The 22048-nt window shown below is 63.9% G+C and carries 19 protein-coding genes; 11 read left to right on the forward strand and 8 right to left on the reverse strand.

Annotated features, from left to right (window positions below; all coding sequences use genetic code 11):
• The first annotated feature begins 22 nt into the window (after window positions 1–22).
• Genes B7449_RS09240 through B7449_RS09260 form a run of 5 tightly spaced genes read left to right on the forward strand, consistent with a single transcriptional unit; the run spans window position 23 to window position 5084 of the window.
• Window positions 23–844, forward strand: coding sequence for a creatininase family protein (locus B7449_RS09240; RefSeq protein WP_039736791.1), 822 nt, complete (start codon window positions 23–25; stop codon window positions 842–844).
• A gap of 26 nt (window positions 845–870) precedes the next feature.
• Entirely contained in the window at window positions 871–2232 is a 1362-nt protein-coding gene (locus tag B7449_RS09245; RefSeq protein ID WP_039736792.1) for an FAD-binding oxidoreductase, read from the forward strand.
• Window positions 2229–3878: a CocE/NonD family hydrolase gene (locus B7449_RS09250; RefSeq protein ID WP_141654852.1), complete on the forward strand. Its 1650-nt coding sequence runs from the start codon at window positions 2229–2231 to the stop codon at window positions 3876–3878. The genes B7449_RS09245 and B7449_RS09250 overlap by 4 nt, the downstream gene beginning before the upstream one ends.
• A gap of 1 nt (window position 3879) precedes the next feature.
• A complete protein-coding gene (locus B7449_RS09255) occupies window positions 3880–4299 on the forward strand; it encodes a cupin domain-containing protein (protein ID WP_039736793.1) in 420 nt (139 codons plus the stop codon).
• An 11-nt stretch (window positions 4300–4310) separates the two neighbouring features.
• Window positions 4311–5084, forward strand: a complete 774-nt coding sequence (locus tag B7449_RS09260; RefSeq protein ID WP_039736879.1) for a cysteine hydrolase family protein — start codon at window positions 4311–4313, stop codon at window positions 5082–5084.
• Window positions 5085–5338: 254 nt separating this feature from the next.
• On the opposite strand, the gene B7449_RS09270 is transcribed toward B7449_RS09260, so the two are convergent.
• Together B7449_RS09270 and B7449_RS09275 are read right to left on the reverse strand one after the other, a co-directional pair.
• Complete coding sequence (locus B7449_RS09270; protein ID WP_039736795.1) at window positions 5339–5998, reverse strand: TetR/AcrR family transcriptional regulator; 660 nt, start codon at window positions 5996–5998, stop codon at window positions 5339–5341.
• Window positions 5999–6247: 249 nt separating this feature from the next.
• Window positions 6248–7258 (reverse strand): zinc-dependent alcohol dehydrogenase family protein, encoded by a 1011-nt coding sequence (locus B7449_RS09275; protein WP_039736796.1) that lies wholly within the window; start codon window positions 7256–7258, stop codon window positions 6248–6250.
• Between the two features lie 515 nt (window positions 7259–7773).
• Between B7449_RS09275 and B7449_RS09285 the strand changes: the two genes are divergently transcribed.
• Window positions 7774–9009, forward strand: a complete 1236-nt coding sequence (locus tag B7449_RS09285) for a NupC/NupG family nucleoside CNT transporter (RefSeq protein WP_039736798.1) — start codon at window positions 7774–7776, stop codon at window positions 9007–9009.
• Between the two features lie 380 nt (window positions 9010–9389).
• Here the strand turns inward: B7449_RS09285 and B7449_RS09290 are convergent, their stop codons facing one another.
• From B7449_RS09290 to B7449_RS09300, 3 genes are read right to left on the reverse strand one after another with little or no spacing between them, the layout of a single operon-like run.
• Window positions 9390–10661 (reverse strand): M20 family metallo-hydrolase, encoded by a 1272-nt coding sequence (locus B7449_RS09290; RefSeq protein WP_039736799.1) that lies wholly within the window; start codon window positions 10659–10661, stop codon window positions 9390–9392.
• Between the two features lie 40 nt (window positions 10662–10701).
• Complete coding sequence (gene preA, locus B7449_RS09295) at window positions 10702–11976, reverse strand: NAD-dependent dihydropyrimidine dehydrogenase subunit PreA (RefSeq protein ID WP_010514459.1); 1275 nt, start codon at window positions 11974–11976, stop codon at window positions 10702–10704.
• A gap of 11 nt (window positions 11977–11987) precedes the next feature.
• Window positions 11988–13337, reverse strand: a complete 1350-nt coding sequence (locus B7449_RS09300; protein WP_039736800.1) for an NAD(P)-dependent oxidoreductase — start codon at window positions 13335–13337, stop codon at window positions 11988–11990.
• A gap of 314 nt (window positions 13338–13651) precedes the next feature.
• On the opposite strand from B7449_RS09300, the gene B7449_RS09305 reads away from it, so the two are divergent.
• Window positions 13652–14392: a TetR/AcrR family transcriptional regulator gene (locus B7449_RS09305; RefSeq protein ID WP_048883581.1), complete on the forward strand. Its 741-nt coding sequence runs from the start codon at window positions 13652–13654 to the stop codon at window positions 14390–14392.
• 47 nt (window positions 14393–14439) lie between these two features.
• On the opposite strand, the gene B7449_RS09310 is transcribed toward B7449_RS09305, so the two are convergent.
• On the reverse strand, window positions 14440–15870 hold the full coding sequence (locus B7449_RS09310) for an NCS1 family nucleobase:cation symporter-1 (protein WP_039736801.1): 1431 nt from the start codon (window positions 15868–15870) through the stop codon (window positions 14440–14442).
• Window positions 15871–15999: 129 nt separating this feature from the next.
• Between B7449_RS09310 and hydA the strand changes: the two genes are divergently transcribed.
• Window positions 16000–17385: a dihydropyrimidinase gene (hydA, locus tag B7449_RS09315; RefSeq protein WP_039736802.1), complete on the forward strand. Its 1386-nt coding sequence runs from the start codon at window positions 16000–16002 to the stop codon at window positions 17383–17385.
• A 45-nt stretch (window positions 17386–17430) separates the two neighbouring features.
• Here the strand turns inward: hydA and B7449_RS09320 are convergent, their stop codons facing one another.
• Complete coding sequence (locus tag B7449_RS09320) at window positions 17431–18360, reverse strand: nucleoside hydrolase (protein WP_039736803.1); 930 nt, start codon at window positions 18358–18360, stop codon at window positions 17431–17433.
• Between the two features lie 134 nt (window positions 18361–18494).
• Here B7449_RS09320 and B7449_RS09325 point away from each other — a divergent pair, with 134 nt between their 5' ends.
• Window positions 18495–19103 (forward strand): nucleoside 2-deoxyribosyltransferase, encoded by a 609-nt coding sequence (locus B7449_RS09325; RefSeq protein WP_048883584.1) that lies wholly within the window; start codon window positions 18495–18497, stop codon window positions 19101–19103.
• Window positions 19104–19145: 42 nt separating this feature from the next.
• Window positions 19146–20894 carry a glycoside hydrolase family 13 protein gene (locus B7449_RS09330; protein ID WP_039736804.1) on the forward strand — a complete coding sequence of 583 codons (1749 nt, stop codon included), beginning with the start codon at window positions 19146–19148 and terminating at the stop codon, window positions 20892–20894.
• A gap of 149 nt (window positions 20895–21043) precedes the next feature.
• Here the strand turns inward: B7449_RS09330 and B7449_RS09335 are convergent, their stop codons facing one another.
• Entirely contained in the window at window positions 21044–21895 is an 852-nt protein-coding gene (locus B7449_RS09335) for an SDR family oxidoreductase (protein WP_039736806.1), read from the reverse strand.
• On the opposite strand from B7449_RS09335, the gene B7449_RS21045 reads away from it, so the two are divergent.
• The gene (locus tag B7449_RS21045; protein WP_158003697.1) at window positions 21894–22037 is read left to right on the forward strand and encodes a hypothetical protein; all 144 of its coding nucleotides are present in this window, start codon (window positions 21894–21896) and stop codon (window positions 22035–22037) included. The genes B7449_RS09335 and B7449_RS21045 overlap by 2 nt on opposite strands.
• Window positions 22038–22048 lie beyond the last annotated feature (11 nt).

The following is a 22048-nucleotide window of genomic DNA, read 5'->3' on the forward strand; positions in this document are numbered from 1 at the left end:
TTTTTTCGGAATCTGACCTGATATGACCAATACCCTCCCCCGTCGCTACTGGCAGGATATGATCTCGCGTGAGTTCCGTGAACTGCCGGACAATACGGTCGCGGTGCTGCCCGTGGGCGCGATTGAACAGCACGGGCCGCACCTGCCTGTCAGCGTGGACAGCTGCATCAATGCGGGGCTGCTGGAACGTGCGCTGGAACGTGCACCCGCCGACCTGCCAGTCACGGCGCTGCCGCTGCAGGCCGTGGGCAAGAGTGACGAGCACATCGCCTATCCCGGCACGCTGACACTGTCGGCGGATACGCTACTGCATGTGCTGCTGGACCTTGGGGCCAGCGTCGCGCGCGCGGGTGTGCGCAGGCTGGTGCTGCTCAATTCCCATGGGGGGCAGCCGCAGATCCTCGACATCGTGGCGCGGGAACTGCGGCGGACCCACAACCTGTTTGTGGTGTGCGTGGCATGGGGCCGTTTTGGCTGCCCCGAGGGTCTGTTCACCCCGGAGGAGCTGAAATACGGCATTCATGGCGGCGATGTCGAAACGTCGCTCATGTGCTACCTGCGCCCCGACCTGGTGCGGATGGAGCGGGCGGAAAACTTCGTGTCCTGGCCCGAAGAAATGGCAAAGGAATACAAGTGGCTGCAGGCTGAAGGCCGCGTGGGGTTCGGCTGGCATGCCCATGATCTGCACCCTGCTGGCGCGTGTGGCGATGCATCCGGGGCGACTGCGGAAAAAGGCAGGCTGGTCGCGGACAAATACATCGAGGGCTTTCTGGAACTGATGGCGGAAGTCGCCCGCTACCCGCTGGAACGCATCCGCCCGGTCACGCCGGACCTGGGGCGCTAGGCCGATCGGGGATAGGAGAGACGCATATGACCCTGGAGACGTTCCTGAACGACCTGCCGCATATCGCGGCCCAGACCGAGCCTGCCATCGTTAAGCGCAAAAGCCGGGATTTCTACTGGTACAGCCCGGCGCTGAAGGCGCAGCTGCACGGCCTGGCGGCGCAGGCGGTGGTCATACCCCGCACGACGGACGACGTGCTGGACATAGCCCGGGCGGCGCGGCGGCATAATGTTCCCCTGACCGTGCGCGGCGGGGGCACGGGCAATTATGGTCAGGCCGTGCCGCTGCAGCAGGGCGTGATCGTGGACATGACCGAAATGAACCGCGTGCTGAAGGTGGAACACGGCGTGGCCCGGGTGCAGGCGGGCGCCAACATCCTTGCCCTTGATCGTGAACTGCGTGGGCAGGGGCTGGAAATCCGCATGTTCCCCTCCACCAAGCGCACGGCGTCGATTGGTGGTTTCTACTGCGGCGGATCGGGCGGCATCGGTTCGGTCAGGTGGGGCGGGCTGGGCAATCCGGGCAACCTGCTGGGTGCGCGGCTTGTCTCCCTCGCGGCCCGGCCCGAGGTGCAGGACCTGCGCGGCAGGGACGTATTCTGCCTGCAGCATGCCTATGGCACCACGGGTATCGTGACGGAAGTGGACGTGCCGGTCGAGCCGGTGATCGCATGGCAGGATCTGGCCATCGGCTTTGCGGATTTTGCCGCAGCCGCCGCGTTCGGACGCGCGCTGGCCATGCAGCCGGGTATTGACAGGAAACTGGTCAGCGTGATCGACGCGCGCCTTGTCCCCTATTTCCCGCATTTATCCAGTGTCGTGCCGCCGGGCCATGCGATCGTCATTGCCATGGTGGCACCCGCAGCCGTGGCGGTGGTGGATGACCTCGCACGTCAGCAGAATGGCAGCATATGCTACCGCGCTGACATGCATGAGGCCGAGGACGATCCGACGCGGATGCCGCTGTATGAACTGACGTGGAACCACACGACCCTGCAGGTGCTGAAAAAGGACCGCTCCTTTACCTACCTGCAATGCCTCCATCCCGCGCAGGATATGTCTGAAAGCGTGGCCACGATGACGCGGCTGCTGGGTGAGGAGGTGATGTTCCATCTGGAGTTCATGAATGTTGGCGGCCAGATCGCCTGCGCGGGGCTGCCGGTATTCCGCTTTACCACGCAGGACCGCCTGGATGCGATCATCGCCCTGTTCCGCGCGCATGGGGTCAGTGTGGCCAACCCCCATGTCTATACGCTGGAAGATGGCAGCCCGCGCCAGCAGATCGCCCCGGAACTGCTGGCGGCCAAGCATCGCAATGACCCGATGGGTCTGCTTAATCCCGGCAAGATGCGCAGCTTTACCCCGGCGGCGCAGGAAACCCCGGCATGACGGACACGCTGTATGCCGTGGCCGCGCCGCGCACCGAACGCATGTGCGCGCGCGACGGGACGGTACTGGTGGCCGACATATGGCAGCCTGAAGGGGACGGTCCGTTTCCCGTCCTGCTGATGCGGCAGGCCTATGGCCGGCGCGTTGGCACATCGCTATGCTATGCGCCGCCGGAATGGTATGCGGCACGCGGGTATATCGTGGTCATGCAGGACGCACGCGGACGTGGCGCGTCCGGCGGTACGTTCGACCTGTTCCGGTATGAAGCGCAGGACGGGGTGGATACGGTCAACTGGGCTGCCGGGCTGCCGGGCAGTTCCGGACGGGTCGGGATGTTCGGCTTTTCCTTTCAGGGAACCAATCAGCTGCTGGCCGCGACCCAGGAGTGTCCTGCCCTGCGCGCGCTGGCGCCAGCCATGATCGGCTGGGACCTGCGTCGTGACTGGGCCTATGAAAATGGTGCCTTTCCCCTGCGCGCCAACCTGGGGTGGGCGATACAGCTTGCGGCCGAGACCGCGCGCCTTGCCGGGGACCATGCGGCGCAGGCGACCCTGTTCGCGGCGTCGCGCGCCATGTCCTTTTCCGGGCCGGCACCTGTCAGGCCGCCCATTCTCGACCTGTTGCGCCGGTACAGTCATTATACCACATGGCTGGATACCCCGGCGGATGATCCGTACTGGGCGTCGATCTCGCCTGCCGCGCATGTGGATGCGATCATTGCCAGCAAACCGGCTGTTTTCCTGATTGGTGGCTGGTACGACAGCCACCTGCCGGGCACGCTGGCGGCATGGCGGGCGCTGTCAGGTCATGTTCCGGCGCGGCTGCTGGTGGGGCCATGGGGGCATTTCCCGTGGGACCGGCGCACCGGGGACCTGGATTTTGGCAATGACGCCATAACCGATATCGACCAGCAGCAGATCCGCTGGTTCGACCAGTGGCTGAAAGACCGTCCCCCCGCCACCCCCGACGCGCCCGTGCGCCTGTTTGACATGGGGGCGCATGTCTGGCGTGATGGCGTGGACCTGCCGGAACCACAGGCCATGTTCCACCTGTCCGGAACCGGGCGTGCCGCCATTGATACGCGCGATGGCGGGCTTGCGCCCACCGGCCAGATCCGGCCGGGTGCGGATGTTGCGCAGTCCCTGACCCTTGACCCATGGCGGCCCGCCCCGGCGCAGGGTGGCAGCTTTGGCATGCCGGTCGGCCCGGTTGACCGCAGCCGGACGGATGCCCGGTCTGACATCGCGACGTTTACCACCCCGCCACTGACCGCGCCGCACCTGCTGTGTGGTCAGGTCAGGTGCCGGTTTGTGGTGCGCAGCGCGCATCCGTCCTTTGACCTGCATGCCGTCCTGTCGCGCATAAGCGTAACGGGACAGGCCTATACCCTTGCGGAAGGCTATGCCACGGCCGGACCGGGAGACACCACCGTGCCCATGCGCGCCACCTGCGCGCGGGTGGAAACGGGCGAAGCGCTGCGGCTTTCGGTTTCCCTGTCATGCTTTCCTGCCTTTCCCCTCAATCCCGGGACGGGTGTCGCGCCATGTGACGCTACCCTGCCGGACATGACCGTGACCACCGTACACATCGTGACAGGGGATGGCGGTACATGCCTGCATCTTCCCCTTTCGCCAGCCGGAGAATGACATGAACGCTTTTTACAAGAGATCGGTCGACCAGATCGACGCCCGTCGCATTTCACCCAATGACAGCAACTATTTCGTGCTGCTGTTTGATGAAAAGGACGGCGGGACAACCTGCGTCGCAGTTGTGGAAATCTTCACGGTAGGCGGCAAGACACCGCCCAACACGCATCGGGCGGCGGATGAACTGTTTTTCGTGCTGAGCGGACAGGGTCGTGCGCTGTGCAACGGGCAGGCCACCGAACTGCGCAAGGGTGATGCGCTGCTGGTCAAGCCGGGGTCGGAGCATATCGTGGAAAATACCGGCGATAAAAAGCTTTATACCCTGACGGTCATGGTGCCGGATGAAAAATTCGGTGCGCTGATCCGTCGCGGCACGCCTGTCGAACTGGATGATGAGGACCGCGCGGTCCTGTGCGGCTGAAGGAAGACCCGATGAACCCGCTGGGCTGCAACACCCGTAACCGCTGGCAGGTGTCCGACATCACTGCCAACCTTGTGCGCCCCCCCGTCGTATCGCGTCCCGTAACGCTCAGCGCGCCGCCCAAGCAGGTCACGCTTGACCTGGCGCGGACGGCCATGATCGTGATCGACATGCAGAATGATTTCTGCCACCCCGAGGGCTGGCTGGCCGGGATCGGGGTGGACATCACGCCCGCGCGCGCGCCAATCGCGCCACTGTCGCGCCTGCTGCCTGCCCTGCGCGGCGCGGGGGTGCCGGTCATATGGGTGAACTGGGGCAACCGGAAGGATCTGGCCAACATTCCCCCTTCCCTGCTGCATGTCTATGACCCCGAAGGACGTGGCACGGGCCTTGGCGGGGCACTGCCGGTGCATGATGCCCATGTACTGGAACATGGCAGCTGGAGTGCCGGTATCGTGGATGAACTGGCGGCTGATGCGTCGTGTGACATCCATGTGGACAAATACCGCATGAGTGGCTTCTGGGACACGGTGCTGGACAGTGTTCTGCGCAACCTGCGGGTGGACACGCTGCTGTTCGCGGGGGTCAATATGGACCAGTGCGTCATGGCCACGTTACAGGATGCAAGCTGCCTTGGGTACGACTGCATCCTGCTGGAGGACTGTTCCGCCACGACATCGCCTGATTTCTGCGCGCAGGCGACGGTCTATAACGTGCGGCAGTGCTTCGGCTTCGTCACCAGCGGCGACGAATGCCTGCGTGCGATGCATGATGGCGCGGCGTGACGGGACAGCCGGAAAATTCCGGATCAGGCAGGGGCTGCCGGGTCATTCCGGCGGTCTGTTTCCGGGGGCGTTGACCCGGGCCTGCCGCTGGTCGCCTTGTACCTATCGGCGGATGCATCCAACAGTGCTGTCATATGCGTCCGTTCCGCCTGCCGCGCCATGACCTGCGCGGGATGATCCGTGACCTGTGGACCTGCATGTCTGGTACATGGATGCGGACCATAATCACCCATTCCCTGAACCCGGCGGGTGGTTCAGGCGCTGGCCTGCGTGCATATGCCGGACAGGAAAATCCCCCATGCCCTGTCAAAAAACTTTTTTCGCGCGGCGGCGTCCTGCAACTGGTTCTGGCCCAGCATGGTGTTCTGCAACGGCCATCCGATCACCAGGCTCATGAGGACGCGCGTTATTTCCTCATGGTCATGGGACTCAATATGTCCCGCATCCGCCGCGGCACGTAGCAGGCGGCTTATGGTTGCCACGAATGGCTCCACAATGGTGACCATCATTTCATCGGCAATGAACGGAATGCGGTGCCCGTCGCCAATGACAATCCGGTAGGCTTCGCGCGTTTCCGGCCGCAGCATGAAGTCCAGGAAGAACCGGGCGATTTCACGTGTCGCTATCAGCGGGTCCTTTGATGATGCCTCCATGGCGCCTGATTCATGCAGCAGCAGCCGACCCCGCTCGGCCACCACCGCCTTGAACAGGTCCTCTTTGGAGGAATAGCGACGGTAAAGCGTGGCCTTGCTGCACCCTATGACACGGGCAATCTTTTCCAGCGAAGTGGCGGCATATCCCTGCTCGACAAAAAGGGCGGTCGCAACCTCAAGAACCTGCCGGTCAAGCTGCGCCGACACTTCCGGTGTCGGGCGTCCGCCTGTGTGCTGGGGCCTTGGGGATACGTCAGGCATGTCCGGTCCTCTGGTTGCATCTGTTTCGAAAGAAACAGGCGATCCATACCACACAACCCCTTTCAGGCGCCATCGCCCTGCCCCGCGACATGATATGCACCCGTCGCGGGGGGCACGCGCAGCGCACGGGCCATGATGGCGTACGAACCAGTTTCCTGTTGATGATTTCCTCGATAGCCAGCGAGGACAGTTCATGCATTCAGGAGGCATGCCGGGGATAGCCCCTGACCATGCAGGGGCATTTCCGTGTTACTGGATGTCCAGGCAGATCTTGCCGAAATGCCGGTTGCTTTCCTGGTGGCGGAACGCATCCACAATGTTTTCCAGCGGGAAGGCGCGATCAATGACCGGGCGGATGGCATGCGCGTCAAAGGCCCGCACCATGTCCTGCTGATCCGCCCGGCTACCGACCAGAACCCCCTGCAGGCGGAACTGCTTCAGCAGCATCGGCACGATTTCCAGATGGCCCGAAACGCCGCTCAGGATGCCGATGGTGGAAATATGCCCCCCTACCCTGACCGCTTCCATTGACTGCGCCAGGGTCGCCGGACCGCCCACTTCAATGACATGATCCACGCCCCTGCCGCCGGTCAGATCCCATGCGGTTTTCCCCCATTGCGGGTTTTCGCGGTAATTGATCACATGATCCGCGCCCAGTTCACGCAGGCGGTCCAGCTTGGCGCCGCTGGATGACGTCGCGATTACCGTTGCCCCAGCCATCTTGGCGAACTGCAGCGCGAATATGGACACCCCGCCCGTGCCCTGCACAACAACGGTGTTGCCCGGGCTGATCCGGTCATCGACAAACAGGGAGCGCCACGCGGTCAGGCCGGCGGTGGTCAGTGTCGCAGCTTCGGCGTGGGTCCATCCGCGGGGCGCATGGGTAAATGATGTTGCAGGGGCGGTGACGTATTCGCGCGCATATCCGTCCACCCCATCGCCCGGCACGGTCGTAAACCCGATAACCTGTGGCGCGCCGGAAAGCCACGTGGGGAAAAACGTGCTGACCACCCGATCGCCGGGCGCGAATTCCGTGACTCCCGCCCCGGTTTCCATGACCTCGCCTGCCCCGTCCGCCATGGGAATGCGCGGCACGGCCGGTCCCCACATGCCGCTGACAACGGCATAATCATGATAATTCAGTGACGAGGCATGCAGGCGCACCCTGATTTCACCCGCGCCAGGCGCGCGCACGGGCTGGTCCGTCATGACCACATTCGCAAACCCGCCGGGGGGCTGCACCACGATCGTCCGGTTCATGATTGGCATCTCCTTTTATTACGAATGTTTGTTATTTTTATTATGGATTGAAAATCAAAGGTGGTCCGCACTCTGGCCCGGCTGTGGCGTGCTGTCCATCATGTCCCCTCCGGCGGTCCGGCCCGGACATGAAAAGACGGACGGGCCGGGCACTGTCGATCCTGCCTGCACAGGGCTGGCTGACAGGGATATGCCCGTGGGAACATTATGCCGTTCTTTTTATGCGGATGGCCATGGTGGCAATGCTGGTGTCCGCCCATGACATGAAGCTGTCGGAAAGTCCGTGCAACTGCCCTGCTGCCTGTCCGCCGCAGCCGTGATCCCCATTTGCGCTGGCAGGACGCGGCGCATCATGCTGCTACGTGCCCAGGTGGATACGGTCCTGTCTACCCGGTACGCGGAATATGCGCGCACGGCAAGACAGATGCTTGACGAGGGATGGCATGATGTTACGCTAACCTAACCAAATAGTCAGAAAATTCCATTTTGCGGTTCTGCGGCCTGAAAGTTCCCTCATGCATATCCGTGGCTTTATCGGCATTATATTCCTGATATGTGTTGCCATGGTGTTTTCCACGGACCGGAAACGCATCAACCTGCGCATTATCGGGGCCTGTCTGCTGCTGCAGGCGGGAATTGGCCTGCTGGTGCTGCGCGTGCCGTCGGGGCAGGCCGCGTTGCGGGCCATATCGGACATGGTGACGCAGGTCCTGTCTTATGGCAACGAGGGCGCGCGCTTTCTGTTCGGGGGGCTGGTTGGTCCCCGCATGCATGACCTGTTTCCCGACGGGTCCTATATTTTCGCGTTTCAGGTGCTGCCTTCGCTGGTCTATGTCAGCGCGCTGATTGCCGTTCTCTATCATTTCGGCATCATGCAGGCCTTTGCCCGGCTGCTGGGGCGCGGGCTGCAATGGCTGCTGGGCACGTCGCCGGTTGAATCCTTTGGCGCCATCATCACCATTTTCGTGGGCCAGAGCGAACTGCCGGTCGCCCTTGGCCCCTATCTTGCGTCCATGAGCACAAGTGAACTGGCAAGCGTGATGTGCAGCGGCACGGCGTCCGTTTCCGGTGCGACGCTGGTCGGGTATTTCGGTCTGGGCATTCCGGCGGACTATCTGGTGGCCGCGTCCTTCATGGCCATTCCCGGTGGCCTGATGTTCGCCAAGATGCTGGAGCCCCGCGCGCCGGACAGCCCGGTCAGCCCGATCGACGCCGGACGGGCGGCCTATCACCGCGCTTTTTTCGAAGCCGTGATGGAAGGCGCGATGAAGGGCGCGCAGACCGCCGTGGCAGTGGCAGCCATGCTGGTTGCGTGTATCGGCCTGATCGCACTGGTCAATGGCATGCTGCAGGGGATCGGGGGGCATGTCGGCCTGCCTGCGCTGTCGCTGGAATACATCATGGGTCTGCTGCTGGCGCCGCTGGCATGGATGCTGGGCGTGCCTGCCGGTGAATGCGATGCGGTGGGTTCGGTTCTGGGGCTGAAGGTCGTGCTGAACGAATTCGTCGCCTACCTGCGGCTGGGGCCGGACATACAGGCAGGCCGCCTGTCGGCCCGGGCGGCGGCCATTGCGTCGTTCGCCCTGTGCGGGTTCGCCAATCTCAGTTCGCTGGGGCTTGCCGTGGCGGCCTTTGGCAGCCAGTGCCCGGACCGGCGCGAGGAAATCGCCCATAAAAGTGCGCGCGCCGTGTTGGGTGGCATGCTGTCCAACCTGATGAGCGCGGCCATAGCCGGCATCATCATGCCCTGATCCGCCGCGCGGTAACGGGCCTGCATGCATGGCGGCTTTCTTCGCGCACGCCTGTTGTCGCGCGGTGCTGGCAGGATCAAGTTACCGGATGCATCCTGAACATGCGGCGTTCTTTGGCGCGTTCTCAAAAAAAGCGTCACCAGAAACGCCTTATGATTGCCGGGCATGTCCAGAGGCGGTTTCTGCAACCGCCTGCTTCCACTGGCGGCGTCACCAGCCGCCGTTTCGCGGAGCAGGGCGACAACCGGAAGCCTTCATGTTTTTATCCGGCACATGCATACAGGCCGGTCCACCCATAAGGGCAGACCAGCCTGTATGCCATGTGCATCGTATCTGTGCCTGCCCCCGCCCATTATCGCGCGAAGGCAGGTGCGGCGGGGTTATTTGCTGTTGAAGGCGGCATCCGCCCTGAGCACAGCCCTGAGCAGGACATCCGCCCCGGCCGTTGCATCCGGTTCGGTAATGCTTTCCGCCTCGTTATGGCTCAGGCCATCGGCACAGGGGACGAAAATCATGGCCGTCGGCGCGATCCGCGCCATGTAGGCCGCGTCATGGCCGGGGCCGGATACGATGCGCCGGGCGCTGTAGCCGCTTTCCGCCGCCGCGGCCTGAACCATGTCGATGCAGGCAGGATTGAAATGGACGGCGGGTGCGTCCCATATCCGCACGATGTCCAGTGTCACGCCACTGCGCTGCGCGATTTCGGGCAACTGGCTGTACAGCTGCTCTTCCATCTTGCGCACGACCGCATCATCGGGGTCGCGCATGTCGATGGTGAAAAACACCTCGCCGGGGACCACGTTGTTGCTGTTGGGGCGGTTTTCAATCAGCCCCACGGTGCCGACTGCTGTGGGCGCATGGGACAGGGCGACCTCGCTGACTGCTTCGATCATGCGGGCGGCGGCCAGCAGCGCATCGTGGCGCATGGGCATGGGGGTGGAACCGGCATGGGCGTCCTTGCCCGTGACCGTGGCCTCGTACCACCGCGCGCCCTGCACGCCGGTGACAATGCCAATGGTCTTTTCTTCGGCTTCCAGGATCGGGCCCTGTTCGATATGCAGTTCGAAATACGCGGTGACCGGATGCTGCCCGCACGGTTCGCTGCCACGGTAGCCGATGGCCTCCAGCTCATCGCCGAAACGCTTTCCCGCCCGGTCGCGCTTGTCCAGCACTTCCTGTTCGGTAAACACGCCGGCAAAGACGCCCGAACACATCATGGGGGGTGTAAAGCGCGATCCCTCCTCGTTCGTCCAGTTGATCAGTTCGATCGGGTGGCGGGTCACGTAACCGGACCGGTGCAGCGCGCGCAGCACGGCAAGGCCACCCAGAACGCCCAGGATACCATCATACTTGCCGCCCGTGGGCTGCGTATCAAGGTGGCTGCCAATGGTGATGGGCGGCAGGCTGTCATCCTGCCCCGGCCTGCGGGCGAACTGGTTGCCCATGGAATCATGCGTGACCGTGCAGCCCAGTCCCTCGCACGTGCGCACGAACCAGTCGCGCACCTGCCTGTCTTCCGCCGTCAGTGTCAGGCGGCGGATCCCGCCCTTGGGCGTGCCGCCAAACCGGGCGGTTTCCATAAGGTCAGACCACAGGGCCTGCCCGTCAATGCCAAGATTGCTGCCATGTGTCGCGGTTGTATGCTGTGTCATAAGCTTCCTTCCATGCCGGGCTGCACCCTTTGCTGGCCTGTTACGACCCTACGGTGACGCGGGCGGGGTTGCTGGGGTGTTCGGGCCATGTCAGCACGCCGTCCACCGGCTGCGGCTGCATGGTGATGCACTCGTCAACGGGGCAGACATGCGCGCACAGGTTACAGCCCACGCATTCCTCATCAATCACTTCGTAATGCCGTTCCCCGTCCACCTTGCTGCGGGCGATGGCCTGGTGGGAGGTGTCCTCGCACGCGATATGGCACAGGCCGCATTTGATGCAGGCGTCCTGATCAATCTTCGCGATGGTCTTGAACTTCATGTTCAGCCGGTTCCACGGCACGAAGCGTTCGACCGCGCGCCCGGTCACGTCGGCAATGGTGGCGTATCCCTTCTGGTCCATCCATGCGGACAGGCCATCGGTCATGTCCTCGACAATGCGGAAGCCGTAATGCATGGCCGCCGTGCAGACCTGTAGCGTGGTGGCCCCCATGGCCAGGAATTCGGCCGCGTCCCGCCACGACCCGATCCCGCCGATGCCGGAAATGGGCAGGCGCGCCAGTTCCGGGTCACGGGCGATGTCGCCGATCATGCGCAGCGCGATGGGCTTGACCGCCGGGCCGCAATAGCCGCCATGCGTGCCCTGCCCGTCCACAACCGGCATGGGGGCCATGAGGTCGAGGTCAACGCCAATGACCGACTGGACGGTATTGATCAGGGACACCGCGTCCGCCCCGCCTCGCAGGGCCGCGCGCGCGGGCATGAGGATATTGGTGATGTTGGGCGTCAGCTTGACGATTACGGGCATGCGGGTGTTCTGCTTGCACCACCGCGTGACCATTTCCACGTATTCGGGCACCTGCCCGACCGCCGCGCCCATGTTGCGTTCGGACATGCCGTGCGGGCAGCCGAAATTGAGTTCGATCCCGTCAGCGCCGGTTTCCTCCACGATGGGCAGGATCGCCTTCCAGCTTTCCTCCACGCAGGGCACCATCAGGCTGACCACCACCGCGCGGTCGGGATAGTCGCGTTTGACGGACTTGATTTCGGCAATGTTCGTGGCCAGCGGACGGTCGGAAATCAGTTCGATGTTGTTCAGCCCGATCATGCGGGTGCCGTTATAGTCCAGCGAACCATAACGCGAGCTGACATTGACCACCGGCGGGTCTTCCCCCAGCGTTTTCCATACCACGCCGCCCCAGCCTGCCTCGAACGCGCGGCGGACGTTGTATTCCTTGTCCGTAGGCGGTGCGGAGGCAAGCCAGAACGGATTGGGCGAGCGGATGCCAACAAAATTCGTGCGTAGATCAGCCATATCCGGTTTCCTTACCTGCCTGCCGCCATGTAGGCCGCGTGAATTGCCTCTGCCGCGTCGCGCCCGTCGCGCACGGCGGCGACCGTCAGATCCTCGCCCGGCGTGCAGTCGCCGCCGGCGTAAACGCCCTGCATGGTGGTCTGGCCCGTTGCGTCCACCATGATGCGCCCGCCGGAAATGGCGATGCTTTCCCCATTCAGCGGGTCGGGCATGAAGGTCTGGCCCACGGCCTTGAGAACCATGTCCGCCGCCACCACGAACGTGTCATCCGGGTCATAGGCGGGCCGCCCGTCGGGGCCGATGCGGCCGCGTGCGAACTCGATCCCGTCCAGCACGCCATCGCGCGCCACCAGCCTGACCGGGGCGGCCCACAGCCGGACCGTGACGCCGTTGGTCTGCGCCCATTCGCGCTCCACCGGCGTGGCGGACATGTTTTCCGCGCCCCGGCGGTAGACAAGGGTCACATCCTCGGCACCCAGCCTGCGGGCCTGGACGGCGGCATCGACCGCGGTGTTGCCGCCGCCGATCACCACCACGCGGCGGCCGACCGGCACGGTCTGGCGGTTGGCCGAACGCAGGCCCTCGATGAAGTCCACCGCGTTCATCACGCCGTCCAGGTCTTCCCCCTCGATCCCCAGCGAACGCACGCCCGCAAGGCCGACAGCCAGGAACACGGCGTCATATTCGCGGCGCAGGCTGGCCACCGTCATGTTGCGGCCCAGCACCTTTCCGCCCTCGAACGTGATTCCGCCGATGGACAGCAGGAAATCCACCTCGCGCTGGGCGAAGTCATCGGCCAGCTTGTAGGCGGCGACGCCATATTCGTTCAGGCCGCCCGCCAGCGCATGGCGGTCATGGATCACGACGTCGTGCCCGTGCATGGCCAGCCGGTGCGCGCAGGCAAGGCCCGCAGGCCCCGCGCCGACAATGGCGATGCGCTGGCCCGTGGGGGCCGCGCGGGTAAAGGGCTGGCCGCCGTGGTCCATCTGCCAGTCGGTTGCATGGCGCTGCAGCATGCCGATGCGGATGGGCTGGCCTTCCTCACGCGTGTTGTGCACGCATTTCTGTTCGCACAGGATCTCGGTCGGGCAGACGCGCGCGCAGGATCCGCCAAGGATGTTGGATTCAAGGATGATTCTGGCCGAACCCGCCATGTTGTCCGTGGCGATGGCGCGGATGAAACGCGGGATGTCGATACCGGTGGGACAGGCCTCGATACACGGCGCGTCGTAACAGTAGAAGCAGCGGTCGGCCTCGACAACGGCCTGTGCGTGCGTCAGGGGGGGATGGGCATCGGAAAAATTAAGCGCAAGTTCGACATCGGTAAGACGTCCGGGCGCTATATCGGGACCTTGCGGCATGATCGCTCCAGCATCTGTGTGTTGGGATCAACCTTAGGGGCGTTCGGTAACGCTCCGCAATGTTTTTTCTGACCATATGATCAGGTTTTTTCCACGATCGTGTCCTGATCGCGATTATCTCGTATAAAGAATGATATATGGCGGTGCATTTATTTGCATAAGTATGAAATGGCGCCTGCACGCGCCGGTCCCGCCCGTTGTGGCCCCGCGCGCGGGAATCCTGTTATGGAATGGATTGACGCGAAATGCCCGGCTTGAGAAGTTGGGGCTCACCATCAACCATTTTCTCCTGTCACGGTAATCCTGTCCTGCCCATGCCCCTGTCAACGACGTCACGTTCCCCCCGTAACACGCGCGCCAGCGTGCCCCGCCAGAACAATACGCGCCAGATCCTGGACGCGGCGGAAAAGGTATTCGCGGCCCATGGGCTGTCGGGCACGCGGGTCAGCGATATTGCCGAGGCCAGCAACCTGCCCAAGGCCAATATCCACTATTATTTCCGCACCAAGGAAGACCTGTACCGCGCCACGTTGCAGCAGCTTCTGGAAGACTGGCTGGGCGATGCCAGCAAATGGCTGTCCGCCGACAGGTCCCCGCGAGAGGGGCTGGAAGGCTTCATCCGTTCCAAGATGGCGTTTTCGCGCCAGCGCCCCGAGGGTTCGCGCCTGTTCGCCCACGAAATCCTGTCAGGGGGCCGGTATGTCCACGGCTTTCTGGTCGATACCCTGCGCCGGCATGTCGAACACCGGCGCGAGGTCTTTGAAAAATGGCACGCGGCGGGCCTGATCGGGACGGTGGACCCGACGCATTTCCTGTTCTGCCTGTGGGCGATGACGCAGGCCTATGCCGACATGGGGGTGCAGATGGCCGCCGTGCTGGACAAGCCCCGCCTGACGGCAGGGGATTTCGAGGCAGGCTGCCAGACCATCATTCAACTGGCTACGTCCATCCTGCCCGATTCCGCCGCCCCGCCGGCGCAGGACGCAATCCAGACCCGCCCCAGACGCCGCCGCACCACGGTGCGCTCCGCCCGGTCCCGGCGCGTCGCCACCTGACAGTCCTGGCCCCGGTTCCGCGACGGGCGGTACGCATGGCCGGACGGTCAGTTCCCGCGCGCGCCAGCGCGTGACAGGGCCAGGTGGCTTGCGACCGCGCAGCCGAAGCCCACGAACCACGACAGGTTGCGCACGGGTGCGAACACGGGAACAAACACCAGTCCCAGCCCGCACAGGACCGAAAACAGCAGGCTGGCCATGGCCGTGACATTGACGCCGTTGCGGTACCAGTATGGCGCCTGCGGGCTGGCGGTATACAGGGCGGCAGTGTCCGTGCGCGCCCGGTGCACGCCGTAGTAATCCGCCAGTAGCACGCCCGTCAGCGGGCCGATGAACGTGCCCAGTATATCCAGCGTCAGGTGAATCAGCTCGGGCCGGGCATACAGGTTCCATGGCGTGACCACCAGCGCGCCCATGGCCGCGATCAGTCCGCCCCGGCGCCAGCTTATGGCGTGCGGCGCGAGATTGGAGAAATCAAACGCGGCCGAGACGAAATTGGCCACGATATTGATCCCCGCCGTGGCGGTGACGAAGGTCAGCACCCCTATCGCCACGGCGGTCGGGCTGTCGATCTGGGCCACGGTTTCCACCGGGTCCAGGATCACGCGGCCAAAGACCGGGCGCGTCAGCACGATCGTTACCAGCGTCAGCACGGAAAAACCGACGAAATTGACCGGCAGTCCCCAGAAATTGCCGCGCCGGATGTCACGCATGCTGACGCCATACCGCGCGAAATCCCCGAAATTCAGCGCAATGGGCGAAAAATAGGCCACGATCAGCGCCATGGCGTTGACAATGCCCAGTAGCCGCCACCCCATGCCGTGGGGCGGCGCGTCAAATACATCCAGCGATATGTGGCCGCCCGCCTTCCACAGCAGCCAGCCATCCAGCGCGATCATGACGACATAGATCACCGGCCCGGCCCAGTCGATAAACCGGCGGATCGTTTCCATTCCGCGCCAGAAAACCGCCGCCTGAATGCCCCACAGCAGCATGAACGCCCCCCACCCCAGCGTGGACAGCCCCAGCAGGCCATGCAGCCGCACGTCCGCCCATGGCGCCAGCGCAGGCCACTGCCGCAGCAGCAGGATCAGCACCGCATTGGACGCAAGCCATGTCTGGATGCCGTACCACCCCACCGCAATGATGCCGCGCACCAGCGCGGGCACCACGGCGCCGCGCACGCCAAAGGCCATGCGCGCCATGACCGGATAGGGCGCGCCGGATTCAAAGCTGGGCCGTCCCGCCAGGTTGCAGATCACCTGCACGATCATGATACCGGCGACAAGGGCGATGAACACGTCGCCTGCCGGCAGCCCGACGGCGAACAGGCTGCCCGCCGTCACGTATCCGCCCACGCTGTGCACGTTGGACATCCATAACGAGACGTAATCGAACCATCCCCAGCTTCGGGCCCGCACGGGGGCAAGATCCTCGTTCACCAGATGGCTGTCCATGCGATCGATCGTGTCCGGCATGGGGATTCCTTTTTGGTCCGTCGCGGGAAGATATAATCTTGACCGCCAGGTCAGAATAACAATACGGTCCCGATATGGAATGACAACCCCGTTTCGAATGCGCAATACCAGAACAGGAGGAAGACGATCATGCTTCATGTCAGGGGCGGTACGATTGTCACAGCCGAACGGACGTTCAGGGCTGACATACTGTGCGGCGATGACGGGCGCATTGCTGCAATCGCACCCGAAATCGACACGCCCGCCGGGTGCGCCGTGGTGGAGGCGGACGGCCTGCTGGTCATGCCCGGCGGCATCGACCCGCATACCCATATGGAAATGCCCTTCATGGGCACGGTCGCCAGCGAGGATTTCTATACCGGCACGGCGGCAGCGCTGGCGGGGGGCACGACCAGCATCATCGACTTTGTCATTCCCGACGCCGGCACGTCACTGCTGGAGGCATGGAAGGCATGGCGGGTGAAGGCGGAAAAGGCGGCGTCCGACTATTCCTTTCACGTGGCGGTTACCCATTGGGATGATCAGGTCCACCGCGACATGGGAACGCTGGTGAATGAATGCGGCGTCAATTCGTTCAAGCACTTCATGGCGTACAAGAACGCGCTGATGGTGGATGATGACGTGCTGCTGCATTCCATCCGCCGCGCGGGGGAACTGGGCGCGCTGTGTACCGTCCATGCGGAAAATGGCGACGCCGTGGCCTACATGCAGGCGCAGATGCTGGCGGAAGGCCGCACCGGCCCGGACGCACACCCCGCATCCCGCCCGCCCGTGGTGGAAGGCGAAGCGGCCCAGCGCGTGATCGCGCTGGCCGGCCTGCTGGATGCGCCGGTTTATATCGTCCATGTCTCCACCGCCGAGGCCGCCCACGCCATTGCCGACGCCCGCATGCGCGGACAGCGCGTGTATGGCGAGGTGCTGCCCCAGCATCTGGTATTTGACGACAGCGTGTATTCAGACCCCGACTGGCTGACCGCATCCCGTTATGTCATGAGCCCCCCCTTCCGCCCGAAACACCACCAGCATGCGCTGTGGGCGGGCCTGACATCGGGGCAGCTGCAGACCACCGCGACCGACCACTGCTGCTTCTGCGCGGGGCAGAAGGAAAAGGGCCGCACCAATTTCACCCATATCCCCAATGGTGTTCCCGGCATCGAGGACCGCATGAGCATCCTGTGGCACCACGGTGTGGCGACGGGGCGGCTGAGTGCGGAGGAATTCGTCGCAATCACCTCCACCAATACGGCGCGGATCTTCAACATGCTGCCGCGCAAGGGCTGCATTGCCGTAGGCGCGGATGCCGACCTGGTGCTGTGGGACCCGCAGGGCACGCGCACCATTTCGGCGCGTACCCACCACCAGAACGTGGATTACAACATTTACGAAGGCATGACCGTCACCGGCCTGGCCCGCCGCACCATAAGCGCGGGCAGGCTGGTCTGGGATGACGGCGACCTGCGCGCGACGCGCGGCGCGGGCCGTTATGTCGAACGCCCCGCCCTGCGGCCGCGCTGATCACCCGACCGGGCGACAGGGACATCCCGCCGCCCGCGCCCGGCGCTAGAACCGAGACAGGCGTTCCACCACCAGGTCGTATACGCCCCCCACATCCACCTCGCGCATGAACAGGGCGTTGGGGGCCGCGGTGCCTGTGCCCCACCAGTCAACAACGCTCATGCCCATGGTCAGGGGGCTGCCTGTTTCAATCTGCACGTTGACCTGCCGCCCGCGATACAGGTCGGGTTTCAGCAGCCAGATAACCGTGTTGGGATCATGCAGGGGACCGCCATCCGTGCCGTATTTCGTGGCTTCGAAGCGTTTTTCAAACCGCAGCCATGCCGCGACAACCGGGCCGATCCGGTTGGGAATGGCCGCAATGCGTTCCAGCCGGGCCGCGCTGGTATGCAGCTGATGCGTCACATCCAGCGGGAACACCACGATCGGCACGCCGGACGCGAATACCATTTCCGCCGCATGGGGATCGACATAGATATTGAATTCGGCCGCCGGGGTAATGTTCCCCACTTCGGAAAAGGCGCAGCCCATCATCACGATCCGGCCGATCCGTTCACGCAGGCGCGGCTCACGCGCCAGCGCAAGGGCGATGTTGGTCAGCGGGCCGATGGTGCACAGCGTAACGGCGCCCGGCGGGTTGTCCATGACCGTGCGGATGATGAAGTCCACCGCATGACCCGGCGTCGCGGCACGGGTCGGTGGCGGCAGGTCGACACCTTCGAACCCGGTGCGGCCATGCACGTGGGTTGCGGTCACGCCCGGACGCAGCAGCGGGCGGTCGGCCCCCGTATGCACCGGAATGTCGGGACGGCCCGCAAGGTCGAGGGTCTTGAGCGCGTTTTCGGTGGTCTGGGCCAGCGGCACGTTGCCTGCGACCGTGGTGACGCCCAGCAGCTCGATCTCGGGGCTGGCCAGCGCGAGCAGGATGGTCAGGGCGTCATCCTGCCCCGGGTCGGTGTCGATAATGATTTTCATGATGGCTCCATGGAAAAAATACGCATCCCTGCATGTGGCATTCCGGCCAATGGGACCACGGCCCGGCAGAAAAGGCGATACAGGCAGGGACGGATTTATTATTATTCATCCATAACGAACAGGCAGGACCCTACATGACCACCCAGCCCAAGACGACCCGCGCGCCGCGTATCTATCTGGCGGGCGATACGGTTTTCCGCCCCGCAGCCGCCGACCTGTTCCGCGCGATGAAGGACATCTGCGCCGCCGCCGGGCTGGAGGGCGTCTGCCCCTTTGACGGACAGGCCGAGGTGGACGCGCTGGCCCCCGGTGCGCAAACCAGCCTGCTGATCGCCCGCCTTGACCGTGACCTGATGGACGGGTGCGATGCGGGCGTGTTCTGTCTGGACCCCTTCCGTCGCGCAGCCGACATGGACCCCGGCACCGCGGTCGAGATCGGGTACATGGCGGCACAGGGCAAGATGCTAACGGGATACACCGTGGACGGGCGGCCCTATCCGCGCAAGGTGGCGGAATACCGCAGCCGGGCATGGGGGGACGCGCTGCGCGAACGGCAGGGAACGGGCGGCAGCGGCGGCATGGAAGATGCCGATGGCCTGATCGTGCATTCCGAGGGCATGGTGCAGAACGCCATGACCGAAGGCTTCATCCGCCTGTCGGGCGGGACGGTCTGTGTTGATGCGGACCTGCTGACCGCCTTTGCCATGGCGATTGATACCCTGCGCCAGCGCCTGCTGGGCTGAGTGGTTTCGCATGGTGACTGATCAGGACAAGGAACGCACGACATGGATCTGACCCGCCGGGACCTGACCCGACTGCTTGGAAGCGCATTTTTCCTGACCCCCGCCGCAGCACGGGCGCATGCCGGAACGGCGGCGTGGTGGAAGGATGTCGTGGCGTACGAGATCTATCCCCGCTCCTTCTGCGATGGCAATGGCGACGGGATCGGGGATTTCGTGGGCATGGCCGAACGGGTGGACCATCTGGCCGATCTGGGGATCGGGGCGGTCTGGGTTGCCGCCTGCTTTGACTCCCCCAATGCCGATAACGGCTACGACGTGCGCGATTACCGCCGGATCATGCCCGATTTCGGCACCATGGCGGATTTCGACCGCTTCATGGCGCGGGCAAAGGCGCGCGGCATTCACGTCATACTGGACATGGTGTTCAACCATACCAGCGACGAGCACGAATGGTTTGTCAAAAGCCGCAGTTCGCGCACCAGTCCGTACCGGGATTACTATATCTGGCGCGACGGACGGAACGGCGGCCCGCCCAATAACTGGAAGGCGGCCTTTGGCGCAGGGTCGGCATGGCAGTTCGATGCGGCGACGGGGCAGTACTACCTGCATACCTTTGTCAGCAAGCAGCCCGACCTGAACTGGGAAAACCCGAAAGTTCGCGCCGAACTGTATGACATCCTGCGCTTCTGGGCGGCCAGAGGGGTCAGCGGCTTCCGTTTCGATGCGATCACCAGCCTGGCGAAGCCGCCAGCCATGGGGGATTTTACGCCCGGACAGCATGCGGGACAGGCGTCCTTTGCCGAAGTGGGGCCACGGCTGGATGGCTACCTGCATGACATGTACACCCATGTCTTTGCCGGGACCGACCTGTATACCGTGGGCGAGGCATGGGGGGCGTCGCATGACGCGATCATCGCCATGACCGATGACCGGCGGGGGGAAATCACCTCCGCCTTCCGCTTCGACCTGCAGCTGAAGGATGCGGACGGCTGGCGCAAGCTGCCATGCAGGCTGGATGACATGCGTGCCTTCAATGCGGATAACGCCTTCAACGACAACCCGCATGTCTGGCCGCTGGTCTATCTGGAGGACCACGACTTCCCCCGCGCCGCATCGCGCTATGGTTCCGGCGTGCCGGAATATGGCGCGCGGTCGGCCAAGCTGCTGGCCACGATGATGCTGTCGCTCAAGGGCACGCCCTATATCTATCAGGGGCAGGAAATCGGCATGACCAATTTCCCCTTCAGGCGGATCGAGGACTATAACGACGTGCAGGCCCATAATGGCTGGCGCAACGAAGTGCTGTCGGGCCACGTCCCGGCTGCGGAATTCCTGCGTAACCTGGCCCAGGTCAGCCGTGACAACGCCCGCACGCCCATGCAGTGGGATGATACGCCCAATGCGGGCTTTACCACGGCGGCTAGGCCATGGTTTGCGGTCAACCCGAATTACCGGCAGGTCAATGTCCGGACGGAACGTGCGGACCCGGACTCCGTCCTGTCCTTCTATCGCGCGATGATCCGCCTGCGCCGGGCGTGGCGCTGCCTGTCAGCCGGGCGGTATGAGGATATTTCGCCCCCCGGCAGTCAGGTTTATGCCTATACCCGCCGCGACGGCGGAACGGCAGCGATGGTCGTGCTGAATTTTTCCGATAGCGCAGCATCCTTCACCCTGCCCGCTGGGCTGCGCGCCACGCAGTGCCTGATTGGCAACATGACGCCCCCGGCCCAGGTAACGCACGGCACCGTGGCGCTGCGCCCGTGGGAAAGCGTGATTTACCGGCTGGGCTGAACGGGATGGTGGCGCTGAACGGGATGGTGGCCGTGCCCGCGCAAGGCAGATGATGCATGTATCCTGCGCCCGGTCATCCCTGCGGGTGGCCGGACGGAAACTGGTCCCTGACCTGCGCGGCTGTCCGGGGGCAGTTCTATCCGCCAGCCCTATTCATCCACCGGCGTGCCGGGCTGCATGTCGTAGGCGGTCTGGACCATCGCGAAGCGTCTGCCCAGGTTCTCGCTGGATTTTCTGGTCCAGACAGCATCCATCTGCTGGCGTTGCATGGCGATATTCTGTTTCGGCTCAACATTGCGGTAGCTGTCGATCGTGCCTTCGATCACGCCAACCGTCGTTTCGACCACGGGTTCGATGTCGAACTGTTTGTATGGATAGGCGATCCGGTCATAATCAAACAGCGTATCCCCCCGTTCGACAGGCCAGTTTTTCCATGAATCGAAAATCCGCTCATTGAACCCCGTCAGGAACGGGCCGGGATTGATGGTGGCCACCGCCACGCTGAATTCCTGCAGTTCCTTGCCCAGCGCGTCCGCAATGGCCTCGATGGCGTGTTTGGATGCGGAATAGGCCCCGGTAAACGGGTCGGAGGTCAGCCCCGCGCAGGAAGACATGAAAACGATTTTCCCCGCCCGGCGCGCCACCATGCGCCTGGCGATGGCCTGTGTCAGCATTACCGGGCCGGTCACGTTGACCTCGAACTGCCGGCGTAACGCCGCTTCGGGTATGTCCACCATGGACCCGCCTTCGCCAATGCCCGCGTTATTGAGCAGGACGTCAACATCCACTTCGCTGAAGCGGTCACGGTCCGCCGCACAGGTCACGTCCAGTTTTTCAACCTGCAGGCGCACGCCGCGCCGTTCGGCTTCAGTATGCAGGGCGAAGATCTGCGCGGGGATCTGCACGCCCGCGATGACCGTCCACTGGCGTGCCGCCAGCCGCAGGGCGATTTCCCGGCCAAAACCCGATCCGGCGCCGGTAATGAGGACTGTCCTGTTCATGGTGGTGTCTCCGCTTCATGCATGGGTCCGGGGGGAACCATGGCGGCGCGTCCTGCCTGTCCGGCAGGCCGTGTCCCCGCCCGGTGGCGGCGTGGGCCGCGATGGCGTGTTCATGGAAGGTAATGATCCATGGCGCGGATAGTTTGATAAAAA

The organism is Komagataeibacter intermedius TF2 (assembly GCF_000964425.1).
GTDB classification, from domain to species: Bacteria; Pseudomonadota; Alphaproteobacteria; order Acetobacterales; family Acetobacteraceae; genus Komagataeibacter; species Komagataeibacter intermedius.